This window comes from Limibacillus sp. (assembly GCA_037379885.1).
Lineage (GTDB): Bacteria > Pseudomonadota > Alphaproteobacteria > Kiloniellales > CECT-8803 > JARRJC01.
On sequence record JARRJC010000040.1, the window covers coordinates 1 to 18731 of the forward strand.

Annotated in this window: 14 protein-coding genes; 6 read left to right on the forward strand and 8 right to left on the reverse strand. The window is 56.5% G+C overall.

Features of this window, described 5'->3' with window-relative positions; all coding sequences use genetic code 11:
- Nucleotides 1-498: 498 nt before the first annotated feature.
- The 4 genes from P8X75_11760 to P8X75_11775 all read right to left on the reverse strand — a co-directional run bounded on the left by P8X75_11760 (nucleotide 499) and on the right by P8X75_11775 (nucleotide 6535).
- A complete protein-coding gene (locus P8X75_11760) occupies nucleotides 499-2022 on the reverse strand; it encodes a mechanosensitive ion channel (GenBank protein MEJ1995863.1) in 1524 nt (507 codons plus the stop codon).
- Nucleotides 2023-2899: 877 nt separating this feature from the next.
- The gene (bchE, locus tag P8X75_11765; protein MEJ1995864.1) at nucleotides 2900-4519 is read right to left on the reverse strand and encodes a magnesium-protoporphyrin IX monomethyl ester anaerobic oxidative cyclase; all 1620 of its coding nucleotides are present in this window, start codon (nucleotides 4517-4519) and stop codon (nucleotides 2900-2902) included.
- Nucleotides 4520-4851: 332 nt separating this feature from the next.
- Nucleotides 4852-5670, reverse strand: coding sequence for a transporter (locus P8X75_11770; protein MEJ1995865.1), 819 nt, complete (start codon nucleotides 5668-5670; stop codon nucleotides 4852-4854).
- Between the two features lie 310 nt (nucleotides 5671-5980).
- Nucleotides 5981-6535, reverse strand: coding sequence for a lipid-binding SYLF domain-containing protein (locus P8X75_11775; protein MEJ1995866.1), 555 nt, complete (start codon nucleotides 6533-6535; stop codon nucleotides 5981-5983).
- A gap of 581 nt (nucleotides 6536-7116) precedes the next feature.
- Between P8X75_11775 and P8X75_11780 the strand changes: the two genes are divergently transcribed.
- Nucleotides 7117-7878 carry a hypothetical protein gene (locus tag P8X75_11780; GenBank protein ID MEJ1995867.1) on the forward strand — a complete coding sequence of 254 codons (762 nt, stop codon included), beginning with the start codon at nucleotides 7117-7119 and terminating at the stop codon, nucleotides 7876-7878.
- A gap of 425 nt (nucleotides 7879-8303) precedes the next feature.
- On the opposite strand, the gene P8X75_11785 is transcribed toward P8X75_11780, so the two are convergent.
- The 3 genes from P8X75_11785 to P8X75_11795 form a co-directional block, all read right to left on the reverse strand.
- Nucleotides 8304-9797, reverse strand: a complete 1494-nt coding sequence (locus P8X75_11785) for an alpha/beta fold hydrolase (protein MEJ1995868.1) — start codon at nucleotides 9795-9797, stop codon at nucleotides 8304-8306.
- 116 nt (nucleotides 9798-9913) lie between these two features.
- Complete coding sequence (locus tag P8X75_11790) at nucleotides 9914-11173, reverse strand: patatin-like phospholipase family protein (GenBank protein ID MEJ1995869.1); 1260 nt, start codon at nucleotides 11171-11173, stop codon at nucleotides 9914-9916.
- A gap of 15 nt (nucleotides 11174-11188) precedes the next feature.
- Nucleotides 11189-12211, reverse strand: a complete 1023-nt coding sequence (locus P8X75_11795) for a DUF2860 family protein (GenBank protein ID MEJ1995870.1) — start codon at nucleotides 12209-12211, stop codon at nucleotides 11189-11191.
- A 279-nt stretch (nucleotides 12212-12490) separates the two neighbouring features.
- On the opposite strand from P8X75_11795, the gene P8X75_11800 reads away from it, so the two are divergent.
- The 3 genes from P8X75_11800 to P8X75_11810 all read left to right on the forward strand — a co-directional run bounded on the left by P8X75_11800 (nucleotide 12491) and on the right by P8X75_11810 (nucleotide 16225).
- A complete protein-coding gene (locus P8X75_11800; protein ID MEJ1995871.1) occupies nucleotides 12491-13144 on the forward strand; it encodes a MarC family NAAT transporter in 654 nt (217 codons plus the stop codon).
- Nucleotides 13145-13373: 229 nt separating this feature from the next.
- Nucleotides 13374-15278: a DUF3604 domain-containing protein gene (locus P8X75_11805; GenBank protein MEJ1995872.1), complete on the forward strand. Its 1905-nt coding sequence runs from the start codon at nucleotides 13374-13376 to the stop codon at nucleotides 15276-15278.
- Nucleotides 15279-15289: 11 nt separating this feature from the next.
- Entirely contained in the window at nucleotides 15290-16225 is a 936-nt protein-coding gene (locus P8X75_11810) for a transporter (GenBank protein ID MEJ1995873.1), read from the forward strand.
- 127 nt (nucleotides 16226-16352) lie between these two features.
- Here P8X75_11810 and P8X75_11815 read toward each other — a convergent pair whose 3' ends face one another.
- Entirely contained in the window at nucleotides 16353-16994 is a 642-nt protein-coding gene (locus tag P8X75_11815) for a tyrosine-type recombinase/integrase (protein MEJ1995874.1), read from the reverse strand.
- Nucleotides 16995-17218: 224 nt separating this feature from the next.
- Here P8X75_11815 and P8X75_11820 point away from each other — a divergent pair, with 224 nt between their 5' ends.
- Together P8X75_11820 and P8X75_11825 are read left to right on the forward strand one after the other, a co-directional pair.
- On the forward strand, nucleotides 17219-17620 hold the full coding sequence (locus tag P8X75_11820; GenBank protein ID MEJ1995875.1) for a DUF2924 domain-containing protein: 402 nt from the start codon (nucleotides 17219-17221) through the stop codon (nucleotides 17618-17620).
- Nucleotides 17620-18731 (forward strand): recombinase family protein (locus P8X75_11825; protein ID MEJ1995876.1); only part of this gene is annotated, 1112 nt, incomplete at its 3' end. The genes P8X75_11820 and P8X75_11825, both read left to right, overlap by 1 nt.

An 18731-nucleotide genomic window follows, 5' to 3' on the forward strand; every position in this document is an offset into this window, starting at 1 on the left:
GGTTCAGGCCGGTAGGTGCAGGAACCACTGGTCACGTGGCTGTTAACATAACCAAGAAATAATATGGTTCTGAATGTCCGCTTCTGGCTAAAAGCGGACATTTTTTTGAGGCAGCTTTCGCGGTTACCTTAGTACTTTTAACGCATCTACATTTGTCCGGACTCTCAATCTGGGTAAACTGCGCCGACACATGACTTTGCTTGAAACAGGGAGAGCTAAGCATGGATACCAGAATCCTCCAGAAGGGAGAGAACGCCTACGCCACGGGACAGAAGGGTCCAGCGTGGCTCGTGGAACGAGGGTCGCTAGAAGTTAAGGACAACGAGGGCCATATTGCTCTTTTGGACGAGGGCTCAATTGCTGGCGCAGCGGGGCTGGTCGGCAAGCCCTATCTATCTACCGCAACCGCTAGCCTAGATAACACGGTCTTGGTTCGTCTGGACGCAGAGGGCTTGGTTAGGAGAGCTGCGGAAAATCCTCTAGAAACCGAGCAAACAATCAAAAAACTCCTGTCGCTGGTCTGGCACTACCTCGATAACAAGGCGCTTTATAGATCGCCGGCATGGATTTTTCGTCTTGGGTGTATGCATTGAGTTCGTAAACTGGGGCGAAGTCCCCGAGCCTCGTCTGCAGGACGAAAGGCGCAGGGTTTGTTAAAACGCCCTCAGTCATGGCGGCGGCCTTAAGCAGTAGCTTTTCAACTTGGCGCCAAGGCACTTCATACCCGATCCCAACCTCTGTATGCAGGATTAGTCCTTTGTCCTTTGCGAGGGTGGAGTAGTTGATCACATCCGTACTGAGGATCGTGGAGTTGGGGAGAGTGACGCGCTCGTTCTTCGGGGTGATCAGGTGCGTTGCCTGCAGACGCATCTCCTGAACGTCGCCAACCACGCCCGCGACCTTCACCCGGTCGCCGACCTGGAAGGCCCGGCGATAAATCAACGAATAGCCCGCGATGAGGTTGGCGACGATTGAACTGGACCCCAGCGAGAGGATCACGCCAGCGAAGATCGATATCCCCTTGAAGGCAGCCGACTGCGAGCCGGGAATGTAGGGATAGGCCATGATGATAGCGAAGATGATGACGCAGAGACGCAACAGCCTCTCGGTCGGGATCGCCCATTCGCGCTCGAAGTTAGGCAGTGGAATTCGTCCGATATGGACGCTGTAGAAAAAGCGCTTCGACAACTTCAGTGCGTAGCGGGTGGCGATGAAGATCAAACCCAGCGCGATGAGGTCGGGAATGGTGTGGAGGATGCCGAGACCGATATCGAAGAGGGGTGCCGTGAGGAGCTTGAAGGCCTCGGCAGCGATGCCTCTGGTCCAGGGAAGCGCATGCAGCACGGTGGTGATGTAGTAGTAGAGCGCGATCAGGCCGACACAGAGGAATATGAGCTTCACCAATAGCTGCAGCGCATCGGAGAGTTGCTGAAGCTGTCCGACCTTGCTGGCTTTGTCCGCGAGTCCCTTCATCTGGTTGCTCAAGAGGCGTTCCAAGAGCCGCGAGGCGAGTCGCCATAGAAGCTTGAGCGTCACCAGGAACAGCCCAAAAATCAGGGTGGCGGCTAATGCTAGGAGAGCGGCATAGCCGACCCCCTTGGAGCTGCGCGCGTCACGGTAGGCGTCGATCGCCGCTTGGACACGCTCGCGGATGCCTTCCGCATAGATCTCAATCTCGAGTTCCTCAACACGGGCATCGGCCTCGAAAATCGAAAAGATGGTGTAGTTGCCGCTGCGCAGCTCGAAACCGCTGTCGATCGGTCTAAGCTTCAGATTATTGGAAGAATAGGATGGGCTTTCAGCCGCCGTTACAATCCTTTCGGCGACCCTGTCTGCCCGCGTCTCGGCAGGTAAGGAGGAGGAGCCGCGAAGCTGGAATAGAGTCTCGCCGTCGAGGATCACTGGAGCGGTGGCGATCTCCTCGAATGGCTGATTCTCCTGAGAGAATGCCACGGCGGAAAAGCCGAAAAGCACGAGGAGAGTGAGATAAATTGCCCAAGAAAGTGATCCCCAATACCGCATCTTCAGCTCCGCCTAGCGTGTTGAGGGAAAGACAAGTGTGGGCTCAGATTACCTAAATCCTAATCTCTATGGATGCATTAATTTTAGGCGAGTGACTTGGCGGCGGACAGACCGGTTCAGGGTTGGCCAGCAATCGCCGCAGTTGGCTAGAAGCAGACATCTCGTATCGAAGCGCGAGCCTCTTATCAAAGAAGAGAATCGAGGTTGATTAATTGGTCAAATGGATCGGATTTCGAATTCATAAGGGCTTTGGGGTGCTAAAGCGCGATCCTTGCAGACTACCTGGGCGCATTCATTGACTAAGACCTCGAATAGGCGCTGGAATACGGCCAAGTGCCAACATCCGCCTGGCATTGGAAGAGGGTTATCTGCAATGACGATCGTCGGTGGATTGCTGGATTTTATCGTGAGCTCTCCTGAACCAACAAAGGTCCAAGCGTTGCGTGAGATCGAGCTTAGAAGTAGATCGCTTGCAACATTGGACGGAAGCAGGGGCAATAGAGCGCGCGCGATCCATGGAATGCGATTCTTTAGGATGTAATCCGCGGTAAGGCGGCCTGCATACTCGGCAATTAGGCGAGCTTCTGTCTCTGGGAGGGTTGAGAATAGAGCTCGAAATAGGTCGCCAGCGCGTCTTTCATCGATCATGACTTTTGGAGGGACCTGAAGAAAGTCTTCCTGTCCAGCAAGCACGAACACACTAAGAGCTACTGAGTCACCTCCTATCTCCTTCAGAGAACGAGCAAGTTGAATGACCGTGTTGGGACCTACCAGAGCGGAATGTTCCTGGTAGGTCGGCCCGAGCCTGCCTGAGGTATCGTGAAGCGGAGCTGAGGTGCTTTGATGCGCCATTCGCCGATCCTCCCTAAAGCGCCCTCTAGTTCATCTCCATTTCTTCGCTTATCTGCTCGCGCCCTCCGCCGCAGGCCATGACGCTTTCTTTCTTGCCCTCTCGCCTTGCGCGCGCTCGCGATGCCCGGTCGGCTGCAGCTTCCCAATCGGCTGTCTGGGCAGGCGCAATCTTTCGGCTTCTATCGAACTGGAAATCTACCTTGTTCTTCGACTGTGGCCCCCAGTAGTTGTGCTTACCCAAGTCATAGAAAGACCGCTGTACGCCAGCTCTCAGGAAAGCTTTAAGACACCCCAGCAGATAGCGACGCCTGAAACCTGACCCTCGCCAGGGATAGTGGAACAGAGCTTTGCGCATGTAGAAGCGGCGATAGTTGTTCATGACCCGGTCAAGCAACTCAGCCCGGTCCATGGCTTCCGGCTTCATAATCGGGGTTACGAAGTTGTACTTGGAGAAGTCAAAGATCTCGACCTTATCGCCCAATTCATGGAAGAGGGAGGAGAAGGGCCAGGGGGTGTACATGGCCCAGTTGGCGAGATCCGGATCCCAATCCTTCGCCATCTGATAGGTCTCTTCCAGGGTTTCGGCTGTCTCGTTTTCCAAACCAACGATGAACTGTGCCTCAACAAATATATCTGCCTTGCGGAGCAGCTCGATGGCGCGTTTGTTTTCCTCGATCTTCGTTTCCTTGTTGAAGCGGTTTAGGCGCAGTTGTGCTGCCGCCTCGGTACCGAGGCTGACATGAACCAGTCCTGCTTCCCGATACAGTGGCAGCAGTGCTTCGTCGCGGAGAATGTCGGTGACGCGGGTGTTTATACCCCACTTCACCTTGTCGGGCAGACCGCGAGCGATCAGCTCCTCGCAGAAGGCGATGAACTTCTTGCGATTGATGGTGGGTTCTTCGTCGGCGAGGATGAAGAAGCCGACGTCATGGTCTTCGACTAGAGTCTCGATTTCATCCACCACCTTTTTCGGGTCGCGGATCCGATAGTCCCGCCAAAACTTCCACTGGGAACAGAAGGAGCATGTAAAGGGACAACCACGCGCCATGTTGGGAATCGCAACTCTGACTCCCAGCGGGACATAGATATACTTTTCCCACTCCAGCAGTGACCAATCGGGCGCAATAGCATCGAGATTCTTGACCGTGGGTGCGGCCTCGCTAGCGACAATTTTATCACCCTCCCGGAACGCCAGCCCCCTTATTGCTGAACGCTCACTTTCCCAACGTCCCTCTGAAACCGCGTCCATGAGGGAGACGATGATCTCTTCTCCCTCTCCGCGTACAATGACATCAATCCAGGGTGCTTCGCTGAGTACCTGTTTGTACATGAACGTGGCATGCACCCCGCCAAGAACGCGCAGCGCGCTCGGTACAACTTCCTGAGAAATCTTCAGCACTTGTTCCGCAGCATAGATGGACGGGGTGATTGCGGTGCAGCCAACGACGTCAGGGTCAATCTCTAGGATGCCCTTTCTGATTTCATCTTCGTTCAGGTCATTGGTCATGGCGTCGAGGAAATGGACGTCGTTGTAGCCCGCTGCTTTCAATGCGCCGGCCAAATAGGCCGCCCATGCTGGTGGCCAATTTCCGGCTATTTCAGCACCGCCAGAGTGATAGTTCGGATGGATCAAAAGAATGCGCACTGCTGCCTCCAGATCAGAATGTCTAAAAATAATGACACTCTGAATGTCTATGTCCTTTGACATATATCAATGTACAGAGGCACGCCCTGATTCATCGAGCAGGACCTAAATTAATGGGAGGTGGTTGGGAGACTGTCCGCTATTGGTTCTGCATCGATGGGGCGGTCAGTGAACTCTACGACGTGGAAACGATCCCAGGCGTCTCAACACCCATGGCGCTCTGATTCCAGGACGGCGACATCGTCGGCTTCACCACGCATGAAGAGCTTTGAGCGGACGCGCGGAACGTCCGCGATTGGCCAGAAGCGGTCTTCACGACGTGTCACCGGTCATCACCTTGGAAAAAGGAAGATGACGTTAAATCTAGCTCCGAAGCCCTCGGGACCGCCGTCCGGCGAATCAAGCCAATAGCGCAAGCCCAGCCCGACCTGAAGTTTCTGCCCGCCGATGTCGAGGAGTTGGTTTACACCTGCATTGATCGGCACAGAGGCTTCGCCTGCGTTCCAGTCGTAGGTCGTTTCGGTATTTAGGAAGAAAGAGGTCGCGTTCGGCGTCGTGTAGTTAATGAAAGGCTGCAGGAAGGTCGTGCTAATGTCCTTCCTGCTGTCCGCTCCTGCGAAGGACCAGATATGGTTGGCCAGAGCGCCATAAGTCCAAGGGCCGCTTTGGCGAAGCGCAACGGCGGTCGGTCCCGCCCCCCACTTCTCCGTTCCCAAGCTGTCCTCGGTTGCCGTGGGTAACAGGAACACCGGCCCCGCTCCCCAGATGATACCACTTTCGGTTGGCCGCGCCGGAGAGAAGAAGGCGCTCTGCACGACATCACCTAGGCCAAACTGTGTCCCCTCGGAAGTGACCACGTCGTCCTGCCAAATGAGAGGCAGGATGGTGCGCGATATGAGGTTCCAATCTTCGTTGAGAGTCATGGGCACGACGGGCTGAACATTCAGAACGAGCCGTTCGCCCTTGTCGCCAGACCCAATGTCCTGATCGTAGTTGAACTGGAAGGGAACGGATATGAGGCTCGCCACGGGATTGGCCAGGGCCTTGGCCAGCTCCGCGTCGCTTTGCTGGGCATTGGCAGGTAGAGCGGCTAGTCCCGCCAGCAGCGACAAAATCGCAAGAACTTTAAACCAGGCCTGCTTGACTTCCATCTAAACTCCGATCCATCAGGGGGCCTAAGGAGCCCCTGACTATACAATTTTCGGCATACTCTATGTGGCGTTCCGTTAAGCCCACCAATGGCGCTTTCAGATAGTGCACTTTCTGATTGTTCAATTTCTACAACAGAATTTTCTTGGGCGTGTCCAGAGGATTGTGTCCGCTTTTTAGCCAATAGCAGACCTCCTGATCTTAAGCCTACCGTCAGTTCTAGATTGGACTGATTGAGTAGCTTTGAGCGTTCATTAGGGTCTTCCTGGATCTCCAGCATCGGGTAGATCGTCGTGCAGATTGGTTCTTAGGCTAGCGCTTAATCCTGGAGATCTTTGAACCCTCCAAACCAATTCCGGCCATCAAGCCGCTTTGATTAAAGATGACGGCATAGACGTCTTTGGTGAGTGTTGTAGAACTGGATTTCATGCCGAAGCCATCTTCAAGCACCACCACGCTCGGACCTGCGCCTATCTCCCATCCGTCCGAAGATTCCAGGTAGTCCACGCTCTCCTCGTTCATGAAGAACATCACATAGCCAAAGGTCTGACCGCCGGCCTGCAGGCCGTAGGAAGCTGCGATGGAGTTGTAGTACCCAACCGACTCTCCGTTTTGGCGCAAGACGCCCTCCCCGTAAGCGCCACCAACAATCAGGCCCGCCTTGACGATCTTTGGAAAAACGAGAACCGCGACCGCCTGGTCCGCCAAGTCCTTTGCTTTTGGCTTCGAGCTATAGAGCCGCTCAAGAGCAATTGAAGCGTCCTGGTCGATCTCTTGAGCAGAGGCCGCGTAGGCAACCCCTGTATGCAGCAGGAACGCCGCAAGGCCTATCATCAAAGAGGAGAGAAGCTTGGATGCTGGTTTCATGAGCGTCTCCAATAACGTCGAAAAGAAAGATGAACCCTTTCTCTGGTTCAATGCGCCGAAGATAGAAGGTGCGTTCATACTTCCATCTTCGGCGCCTTGGCGCCTCTCGGAGGTGATGGTCTCCCTCGCTCCGGGAGGAGCCAGATCGGAGAGGAAAACACTGCATCCTGATGGATCGCCTCCGCGTCCTCTGGAGTTTGCACGACATAGCTACCACAATTTTAATTCTACCAAAGTGGCACTAGAAGATAGAGCATGTTTTGGCAGAAATGTTTGATTTAGATGATGCCAAAGCTTTAGAAATCTTTTTATCTTCCCTTGGAGGCGACTAGCATTGAGGGCTGGATATCTCCCAAACACTTAATCGAAGGCGAACCTGTTAAAGAAGCGCTTTGAAGCAATGCCCACAAGACCGCAAGAGGCGGATTAGAGGAAGCAATGAGCGCTGGATTTTTCGTTTTAAAGTTGTGCTTGGTTTCCACTGAAGCAATCCCAGGGCGCTGCAGCCTCAAAGTCATTCCATCGTCTGCCCCGCTCATTCGATGCAGGGTCTCCCTTTTCGAGTTCCAGGAGTGTGAAACATGACGGCGCCAAGAAATCAGTGGCTGCGATTGGCAATATTCGTGATCTGTCTACTTACTATCGGCACAAGGGCATCAGCCGAGGATGGCAACTGGTCGTTCACCGTCGCGCCCTATGCCTGGATGTCCGGTATATCGGGCAGTGTCGCGACGGTGCCGCCTTTGCCGCCGGGCGAGGTTGACGAGTCTTTCTCCGATATTCTCGACGACTTGGAGGGAGCCTTCTTAATCTATGGAGAAGCCCGCAAAGACCGGCTCTTCTTCATGACCGACATCGTCTACACGGATGTCAGCGCCAGTGACAGCTTTGGCAGCGGCGGTTTCGCAACGGTCGACGTGGATCAGGAAAATTTCCTGATCGCCGGCGCGGCTGGGTACAGCGTTATCGAGGAGCCGGAGTACCGCTTGGACCTCTACGGCGGCCTGCGCTACTGGTCCATCGACAGTACGCTCACTCTGGCGGGGCCCGCAAACCGGCGGTCCATCAGCTATTCGGAAGATTGGTTGGATCCGATTGCTGGAGCGCGTCTCGGGGTTCCCCTTGGGGAGAACTGGCACTTTCAATTCACATCCGGAATCGGGGGATTCGGCATAGGCGCCGACCTCGAGTGGGAGCTCTTCAGCACCGTTCGTTACCAACTGAGCGATTGGGCTTGGGTCGGCTTTGGCTTCCGCTATCTCTCCGTCGACTACGAGTCTGGTGGATTTCTCTATGATGTCGATCAGTACGGCCCGGTGCTCGGCGCCGCCTTCCGCTTCTGAGGGTAACTTGCAGAGTACCAGCGCGTTGATTTTGGAGTAACCGTTTGGAGGAGGTGATGGTGGCCTACCCCCATTAAGTGGCCAGACTGTCAAGTTACACCTAGGCGGTTCGAGGCCTGCTGCTCGGCGGTCCGCAGCCAAAACAGTGATGGAAATTCCTGTGCGCATGACGCAGATTTGCGCAAATGCAACCCGACGAGAATCCGAAATCGGACTCTTCCGTTTGGGTCAATCCACTAGGTGAGCAGAACCGACATCCGGGTTCTGCGCCGCATTGATCTTTGGTCCCGTGCTATTTATCCACTTGCCCTGGCGATCGTTCTCGCGGTGTCTCTCAGCGGGTTGATCTTCTAAGCAGCCAGCAGAACGATTGCCCGTGGCGGGCCTCAAGCGGGCGTGCTGGAGGCGCGCTCTAGTAGAATTCACTATTTTTCCAGATATTGCGCTTGGCTTCTCGAAAGGCCCACGAATTCCAGAATTCGCCTCTCCTGGTAGCTGTAGAACGGATTCCAGCGGAGGCGAAGCATGTCGTTGGCCGAAATCTTCAAGGCGCCCCGCTCGCCGCGAAAAGAGAGAATGCCAAGCTCAATTCCGGGACTGTTGTGCGCGATTCCATCCCCGTAGAGAGAATCCGTCGCCGGAAAGGGTAAAGCAACATGAGAGAGGGAAAAGACGCTGGGAGGCCAGTCCATGCCCAGCAAGCGTTGCGAGATCTTCGCCGCGCCCGCTTCGTGTCTGATGACCACGGTCTCGCGGTTCTCGGTCGTGAGATTAGTGACGAGCGAAAGAGTGAAGGGCAGGTCGTCTCTAGCCAGAAGAGCATCCACCCAGGGCTTCGGATCATTGGCCAGCACAGCAATCGCTTCTGTCAGCCGATTGACGTCGTAAAGCACGAGTTCACGATCTCCGGCCGGCAAGGAAAGGAATAGATCCTCGACCACGGAGCGGGAGGAGACGGTCGCGTCGACAGAGGATTGAAAGGCCAAAATCGGGGGAAGCTCATTGAGCGCGCCGGTCGGCGCGAGCGCTCGCAACTTGGAGCGGAGGGCATCCGTCAGAAGCGCCGATTGAATGGCTGCGTTGATGGCAAAGGAACCATACTTGAAGGGGTCGTATTCCAAGCTAATGCTGTTCCAGGCGACTTTGCGTAGGCCGAACCAGCTGCTCAACCGCTGCTGCCAGATTGCAAGCTTGGCGACCGCGGGCAGTCCGATCGCCGGCGATAGAAGTACCAGCCCATCGACGGCGTCACTGCCGCTCTGCAAAGAATCCAACGTGTGATGCATGGCCAAGGCCGCGCCGACGGAATATCCGACCAGAAAAGTTCCCTCCGCCCCGGAGCTGCGCGCCCTGTCCTTGGCGTGCTTGACCGCCAGAGAGACCGCGGCGCTCATGTCTTGCCAGGTCACATCCAACAGGCCCGCGGGCAGCGTGCCGTGTCCAGGGAGCCTGAGCCCTATCACCTCGCCGCCGGCTTCGTGCAGCCTTTCGGCGAGGTTGTTGAGGCTATAAGGGGAGTCCGACATCCCGTGTATGAGAACGAATATCGCCTTCGGGGCCTGCTGGCCGAGGATGTAGCTCTGATTCCAGTTCCGTTCCCAGTTGTCGGGATCGGAAAGGCTGCCCGGCGCGTAGCGGTTGATCGCTGTCTGGTCGTCCGGGGCCAATGAGTCCCGCAGTTTTCGGCTCATTTCCTCGAAGAGGCGGGCTTCCCTGGACAGGTAGGCTCGAAAATCGATATCGGGGCTTTCGAGCGAGAATTCCTGGGTCAGCTTCAACTCGTGCCAGGGTTTCAAGTCGTCGCGGCTTTCCAGGTAGTAGGCCGCCAGTCCCGTGCCGATGACGAGCGCGCAGCTAAGGCCGCCTAGAAGGAAGAAAGCGATCCGCTTGGAGAGGCTGAGGGCACGTTGTGCATTCACTCTGCTGGTGGCTCCCTGGACTGCCTCAATGAGTCAGAACGCAACGGACAAGACCGAGGCGGCGGCGATCTCTAGAATGATCTTCGTGGTTCCTTGTCCACAAGCAGCACGCGCGGTCATTGGTCCATGCCGGGCGCAGGCTCCGAAACTTCAATTACTCGCAGGTTGGGCGGCTCGGAGTCCCAAGGGTAGCCGTTTTTCGCGAGATCGAAGCCCAGTTGATAGAGCGCTTTCATGTATTCCCTATCAAAGGGTTCTTCCGGCTTCATCGTGAAGTCCTCCGGGATGTAGGCCAGATGGTAGTTGCCGCCGTCCCTGATGGTCAGTTGGTAGATCTGGCCCAGGTCTCCGAGACCTTGTGTGCGGATCAGCGATTCCAGGGCAATCTTGGCGAGACTGAAGACGTTCGGCTCGACCGTCCTCCACTCGGGTGTCAGCTTGGAATTGCGAATTACGTAGACGTCCTGAGGGTCATCTGAATCGAACCGTTGCAGAAAGTACCGAAAGTCCAGCGCGGGCGGATAGACAAACACCTGTGAGGCGGTGCCGCCGTCCACATGGAGTTCGTCATAGCGCTTGCCGCCGGACTGAACATCGATCAAGACCGGCGGGAATGCGCCCGGTATGGATGCGGAGGCCAGAAGGACGTCCGTGATGAGCTGCTTTTTGCGCGGATAGTCGCTCGAGGCGATCGCCGTGATGTTCCAGACCACCGGGCGTCTGGCGTCCAAGTGCGTGGTGCCGACGAAGAGCCGCCGTCCCCGGGCGTTCTCCTCCGCCAGGCGGCGCATCATCTCGTCGTCCATGAAACTGGCGATGATGTCGCGGAGCTTCTCCGTGTCCAGGACGGCATCGCTCGTCAAAGCCTCCAGCCAGTACCTGTAGTCGATCAGGTCCTGAGTGCTGAACATCGTGTAGACGGCCGTCAGTTCGTCGTCGTAGTCGGGTCCCAGAAAGACGAAGGGGGCTGAAAGGGCGCCGGTGCTTATGCCAGTGACCATGAGGAACTCCGGCCGGGTCCCGGATGCAGTCCACCCGTTTATGAGCCCGGCGCCGAAAGCGCCGTTCTGTCCGCCGCCTGAAATAGCAAGGAAATGGTGCTCCTGACCGGCCCAGGCGGGCATGAATTCCATGATTTCTTCAGTGCTCGCCGTCCGCAGGATTTCGAGCATGTATTCGGGGACCTCATCGCCCCAAAAACGGACATTCTCGGGCAGCCCGGGGATGCTGGCGAGTTGGCCGCCGTTCGCGGGAAGAGGATTACGAGGGGGTACCGTTCCGCAGGCCGAAAGTGCCAGCGCGAGCAGGATGGGCATCACGACCGAGCGCCATTGCGGAGCCGGCTTGCCTTTGGCTGGGTCCTGCCACTCCGCCATTACGGGCGCCCGTTCTCAGAATGTGTAGGTCAAGCCGCTTCCGACATAAAAGAGTTGGTTGTCATAAAAATCGATGTCCGAATCCCCGTAGGCGAAGGACCCGATGACGTCGAAGCGGAAGTGCTCCCATCCGAAGGGCTGCTTGTATCCGAAGGCCGCCGTTACGCGATAGGTCGAATCGTCCCGTGCTCTACCAAAGATCGGATTGTCTTCGTCGAACCAGCGGCTCTCGTAGGACAGGTCAATGCTCAGGTCGTAGCTAGGCGTCCCATAGAAAAAGCCAACCTCGGGCCGAAGGGCGTTGTAGCTGTTTGAGTCGCCGTCTGCGTCGGCGAGTTCGTAACGCAGAGCAGGCCGAAGCCACCAGCCGTCTCCAAGAGGCCAAGCGTAGGTAGCGGTGACGCGATGCAGGTTCGCATCGCGCTCGAGAAGCCGGAGCTGGCTCGGCACGAGCCCCCTGGACTGACCGCTCTGCTCGTTGTCGATCTCCTTGTTCTGGAATTCGTAGCGCAGCCCCCAGTGTGTTCCCGCGATGTTGTCGGCGCGCAGCTTGAAACCAAGCGAATCAATGTCGGTCTTGCTGCGCGGCGCGTTGAGAAGAAAAGGATCGGACCAGGTTTCGTCCACGATCAAGTTCGGCGCGACCAAGCTCGCTGACAGTCTCGTGTTGTCGGCAAGCCAATAGCGGGCACCGGCCTCCCATTGGAAAAACGCGCCTTCGCGCAGGTTCTCGACGGGGATGCCGGCATAGAACTGGGTGTTCCAGTCCGACACCATGTAAGCCAGCTCGAAGGGAACCGCGGGCGCGAAAACCGTAGAGCTCTCTCCGGAGCTTGAGAGCGATGTGTTGATGCGGTTGTCGTCATCCGTCTGGAACTGCGACTCGACCTCTGCAACGCCAAGCAGCACTGAAACGAAGCCCGAGAAACCGCCATCAGGCTTGCCCTGCTGTGCCTGCGCTGAAGAGGAAAATGCAGAAAAACCGAAAGCCAACACGACAATGGCTAACGGCGCTGTTTGCCAACCAAAACGCTTCATCGGATCTCTTCCAATCTATTGTTCGCGCGCGTGCAACGCGGTGTTGAATGGATGCGGGCATAGCAAACCATCCGGCCTCGCCCGTAACGACGATCATTCTACTTGCGTCAAATTTGCACAATAATGACGTAAATCAAAGATAGGGCCAAATATAATAGTTCACGTTCAAGGCTTAGCCTGCCAAGCTGGGCCTTACTTCAAGACTGCTCCAACAATAACAGTGGGCTAATCAAAGGGTTCTGCTGACCGCAGCGATTTCGATAGATCGAGGGGTGTCAAGTGATCTCGGAATTCATCGAGTATGCGGTTCTCGCTGTCCTGGCGCTCATCCCAATCGCTAATCCCTTTAGCACGGCCCCCCTCTTCCTGGGGCTTACGAGTAAGCTCTCGGACGACGCCCGGGACCGGGTTGCGCTAAGAGCCTCAATCTACATGGCGTCAACGCTGCTTTTGTTCCTCTTGGCCGGTTCAATCGTGCTGTCGTTCTTCGGAATAACAATCAGTAGCCTTCGTATCGCAGGCGGCCTGATAATCGCGTTCATCGGCTTTCGAATGCTGTTCCCGCCGCCTAGCGACACACCATCGGATGAGAGCCCCGCGGAAGGCGGAGAGATAGCCTTCACCCCTTTGGCCGTCCCGATGCTCAGCGGCCCCGGTTCCATCGCCGTCGTGATCGGCATGTCGGCCGAAGTTGCGGCCCATGAAGTCGGAGACGGACGTCTTCTCGGCTATCTAGCGGTGGCAATAGCTATATTGATAACCGCTTTGCTCGCATTCTTGGTGCTCAAAGCCTCTACCAGAGTGGTTCGCTTCATGGGGGATTCAGGCATCAACGCCATGACCCGTGTCATGGGCTTCTTCCTGATTTGCATTGGCGTGGAATTCATAATCGGGGCATTGGCCACTCTGTTTCCAGAACTCGCGCTGGCCTAAGCGGCCCGCACCAAGCAGCGTTCTGTGACGGTTTCGCGTGTCACCGCGCCCGACCCTTTCTCCTGTTAAGTCGAATGATCACTTCAAATTTTGATACACATCAAAGATAATCGGTAGTTGTTAACAAACTATCATAGAGCTTATTCTAGACGCTCGGCTTTTGGGAGATTTGTTTCGATTATTCAGAAAACGGTAAGCATTGGCTGCATTGTCGAGGGAACGTGGGAAAATGATGAAGGTACTTCTGAGCTTTGGACTAGCTTCACTTTGGGCCAGCGCGGCTGCCGCACAAGGTTACACGGGAGATGTGGCGATTGGTGAGGACGATGTCCGCCTTGGTGCAGCTCATTACTCGCCTTATCTGGACCAATCCTATCCAAACCGAGTTCTTTGGGGCGACACCCACCTACACACCTCTTATTCCACGGACGCCGGTATGATCGGGAACACGCTTGGGCCCGAGGAGGCTTTCCGCTTCGCAAAGGGCGAGAAAGTTCGCGCGTCAGTAGGAGAGTACGCTCAGCTAATACGGCCTCTCGATTTTCTTGTGGTAGCGGATCACGCGGAGAACCTTGGGCTTGCGCCAATGATCGCGGAATCGAACCCAGGCTTATTGGCGAACGATTGGGGGCGAAAACTCCATGACCTGGTAAAGGACGGCGACCCAATCGGGGCATATGTGGAATGGGGCGCTGCGCTAAATGCGCTGAACGACCCGATCGATGATCCAAATCTGACGCGCTCTATTTGGAATCGTATTGTGGAGAGCGCCGAAAGCCACAATGAGCCAGGTGCCTTCACCGCGCTGCATGGTTTTGAGTGGTCATCCGGACCCGATGCCAACAATTTGCATCGGGTGGTCATGTTTCGCGATGACGCGGAAAGTGTCGAAGACCTTGTACCGTTTTCTGCATACGACAGCAGTGATCCTGAGGACCTTTGGGACTGGATGGAAGCCTATGAAGAAAACACGGGCGGACAAGTTATAGCCTTCGCCCACAATGGGAATCTCTCAAATGGTCTGATGTTTGACGATCAGCGGATGAATGGTGAGCCCCTTGGGATTGATTACGCTGAGCGTCGGATGCGTTGGGAGCCGGTTTATGAAGTCACCCAGATCAAGGGTGATGGTGAAACCCACCCTCTCTTGTCACCAGATGACGAATTCGCCGATTACTACACCTGGGACCGTGGAAATTTCGGAACTGAGTTTAAGACACCAGAGATGCTGCCGCGCGAATATGCGCGTCAGGCGCTGGCGCGGGGTCTCAAATACGAGGCTGAGATCGGCGCAAACCCCTTCAAGTTCGGCATGATCGGCGCGACTGACAGCCATACCTCGCTCGCGTCAACCAGAGAAGACAACTACTTCGGCAAGGCCAGCATCGTCGAACCTGGGACCGGTAAGAATCGCTATGAGGACTTTATCGTTCAGCCGGTGGTCATGGGTGAAGATATCGCGATCCGTCACTACGAGACTCTGGCCTCGGGCCTCGCAGGAGTCTGGTCGCGGGAAAATACGCGAGAGGCCATCTGGGATGCTTTCAAGCGTAAGGAGGTTTACGCAACAACCGGCACTCGGATCACGGTACGCGTCTTTGCCGGTTGGGACTTCGAAGCCGACGAGGTGCAGCGTCCGGATTTCGCGGCCGCGGGTTACGACCGCGGGGTTCCCATGGGCGGCGACCTCTTCGCAGGTCCGGAAGGCGCGGCTCCCACCTTCATGGTGCGTGCCCTGCGAGACGTGGACGGCGCCAACCTCGACCGAATTCAGGTTGTGAAAGGCTGGGTAGATGCCTCCGGCGAACCGAAGACCAAGGTGTTCGATATCGCCTGGTCCGGTGACCGGGAACTGGATGCGAATGGCAAACTCCCGCCTGTCGGAAGCACTGTGGAAGGCGCGGACTACACCAATTCGATTGGTGTCGCAGCGATGGGCGGGTACTGGGTCGATCCCGAGTTCGACCCAACCCAGCGTGCTTACTACTACGTGCGTGTTCTGGAGATACCGACTCCGTCTTGGCTGGCCTATGACGAGGCTTTCTATGGAAACCAGGATTTGCCGGAAGACGCGGTAATGGTGCAGCAGGAACGCGCCTATACCTCGCCGATCTGGTACACGCCGGAAGGATGAGGAGAAGGCCCATGTTCCTATCTTTTCGCATGGCAGTCGCCGCCCTCGTCGCGACGACCGCAGTGACCTCCGCAGAGGTCCAGGCGGCCGAGGGCGGCAGTAGTCACTACCTTCCGGGGGCATCAGGCGATCGTCTCCTCGCCGCGCCGCCGCCTCCCGGTCTGCTCGCCGCCAACACCATCTGGTGGCAATCCGGTAGCGCCGGAGCCGCCGTCCTTCAAGGGCAGGTCAACGTGGATCTCGACCTGGATGTTGTGCTTGATCTCGCCACGGTCAGCTACACCTTCGAGCAGCCCGTCCTTGGCGGTACCTACAGCATCGGCGCGCTGGTTCCCTTCGGCTACGCGAGGCTTGAGGGGCGCCTGTCTGGGCCGGGCGGCTCGATCTCGGCTTCGGGAGACTCCACCAACCTCAGCGACATCGCCCTCATACCCCTGCAACTGAACTGGCAGTTGGGTCAGTTCTCCCTGAAATTCGCCGAGGTGGTGGTCGCGCCGACTGGGGCCTACGACGTGAACAAGGCCGTCAACCTTGGCCGCAACTACTGGAGTTTTGACACGACCGGTGCGGTGACCTGGATGGATGAAAGCGGGCGTATGGAACTCTCCTTGGCCCCGGGGCTGATGCTGAACACGGAGAATCCAGACACTAACTATAAGACCGGGGCGGAGTTCCACGCTGACTTCACCGCCAACTACTTCCTTGAGCCGACGCTGGCAGTTGGCCTCAGGGGCTACTACTACCACCAGGTGAGCGATGACAGTGGTAGCGGTGCTCTGCTCGGCGACTTTCGCTCTCGCTCCTTCGGCATGGGGCCGGGCGTCTTCTGGGCGCCGCCCTCGCTCGGCGGACGGCTCTCCTTCTTTGGCAAGTGGATGCACGACTTCAGCGCTGAGAACCGCTTTGAATCGGACTACGTCACCCTAGGCGGTGCTTGGAAGTTCTGATTGGCCACGAGGCGGAAAATCTGCATTAGCATCGCACCGATTGTTGAATAATCAACGCGCAGAGTTCAGGGGGCGCTTTTAGCCAATAGCGGACACCCAGAATGGGCGCCCGCTAAGCGGCTCTTGCTTAGAAGTCAGCTTGCTCGGACAGAGCGATAGCGTCTTCAACGTCTATTCCGAGGTACCGGACTGTACTCTCAAGCTTTGAATGGCCGAGGAGGATCTGAACGGCTCTGAGGTTTCCGGTTTGCCGATAAATTGCTGCAGCTTTCGTCCGCCGGATTGAGTGGGTTCCATAGTCAGATGGGTCCAGGCCGACTAGCGAGACCCAATCCTTCACCAGACGTCCATACTGGCGTGTCGTCAGAGCAGAACCTTGTTTGCCAAGACTGCTGAATAAGAAGTCCCCCGGCTGCTTCGGCTTGAAAGCCAACCAGTCAGTCAGCGCACTGCGTGTGGTCGCGGTGATTTCGAAAGTCACGCAGCGACCAGTCTTTTGCTGCAGTACCGTGGCGCGCTGTCTAATAGAGCCAGACGGAGCAACATCCCTCACAAGAAGCTTGAGGAGATCGCAGCCTCTTAGCTTGCTGTCGATCCCAAGATTGAAGAGTGCCAGGTCCCTAATGCGGCACCTCACCTGAAGGTGCGTTCTGATGGCCCAGACTTCTTTCGCCTTTAAGGGCAACTTCTGGCCAATCTGCTTACCCCGATTCCAAGGGCTGGGTGGCAGAGGCTTTGCCTGTCGTTGAAATGCTGTGACGATCTGCATGTGTGGCTCCTTTCATTCACAAGGTTTGAACGAAAGGAATGGAAGGCATTTGGAAAAACTGAGCAAAGCAGCGCGCAGATCTCTCTGGACTTCTGCTCCTGGCAGAGCGTCACTGGCGCTGCGGTCATTCGACAGTGCCGCATGAGTTCCTCCGCCCGCTTTGCCGGGCTCCAGGCAGTGGGGCCTAAGTGATCGGCTCTCTCGCAAGATTGATGGAGGAACCTATGAAACACCAGCTAGACTTGGAAGCTGTCCTAAAGCTCGACCGACCGGCCTTGCTGTACCTCTGGTATGAGGCATTCGGTAGACCCCCACCCAAGTACCTGTCCCAAACTTTCCTACAGAAAGCGATCGTCTTCGAGATGCAATGCCGTCAGGTAGGCGATGTTTCGAAGATGACGCTGCGGGCTCTCGAGGCGGTCGCTGGTGGCAAATCACTCGGCAGAGCCTACTCGTTGAAGCCCGGCTCCCATCTCATAAGGGAATGGAATGGCCGCAGCTATATGGTGGAGGTGACAGAAAGCGGGTTCTGGATGGACGGTAAGTGCTATCGATCACTCACATCGATCGCGAGTCAGATCACCGGCGTCCATTGGTCGGGCCCGAGATTCTTCGGTGTCCGCTGATGCATCACAAAATTCGCTGCGCGATCTATACACGGAAGTCCTCCGAGGAGGGTCTTCAGCAGGAGTTCAACTCTCTCGATGCCCAGTACGAGGCTTGCAAGGCTTACATTGCGAGCCAGAAGGCTGAGGGTTGGGTGCTACTGACGGATCGTTATGACGATGGGGGTTTGTCTGGAGGGACGCTCGAGCGTCCCGCGCTGCAAAACCTTCTCGCTGCTGTCGACGACCGCAAGGTTGATCAGATAATTGTCTACAAGATCGATCGTCTGACGCGCTCATTGCCAGACTTCGCCAAGATCGTTGAGCGGCTGGATAGAGCGGGGGCTTCCTTTGTCTCCGTGACACAATCGTTCAATACGGCCACCAGCATGGGCCGCCTCACGCTTAACATGCTGCTCTCCTTTGCGCAGTTTGAACGAGAGGTCACTGCCGAGCGGATCCGGGACAAGATCGCTGCTTCCAAGAAAAAGGGGATGTGGATGGGCGGCAGTGAACCACTGGGGTATCGGAGCCTGGGGCGAACCCTAGTGATCGATGAAGATGAGGCCTCCACCGTCAGAACCCTGTTTGATCTCTATCTCGAGAGCGGAAAAATTATCTCGGTGAGAGATCGAGCAGCGGCCATGAGACTTAGAACAAGGAGGCGTATCCACAAGGATGGGAGTGAAACTGGCGGGAAGCCTTTCGATCGCGGGCACATTCACTACATCCTCACCAACCCAACCTACGCCGGTCGGATACGCCATGGCAAAATGGCCTATCAAGGAAAGCATCCACCCCTCATCGACCCAGCGGTCTGGGACGACGTTCAAGAGAGACTTCAGGCAGCAGCCGTCAAAGCTCGCGGCTGCACCGGCCATGGTTGGTCGTCGGCCTTAACCGGAAAGCTGTTCGACGAAACTGGAGACAGGCTCACAAGTACACAAACCACAAAGAATGGAAGACGTCACCGCTACTACATCTCCCGCCGTCTCATAAAGGATCGCAGCCAGGACCATCCAGATGCCTGGCGCCTGCCGGCAGCTCAACTTGAAAAGGCCATCGGAGAAAAGGTCAAAGCAAACCTATCAGATACGAGCTTGCTGCTGACGCTCGCACCTGACACGTCACT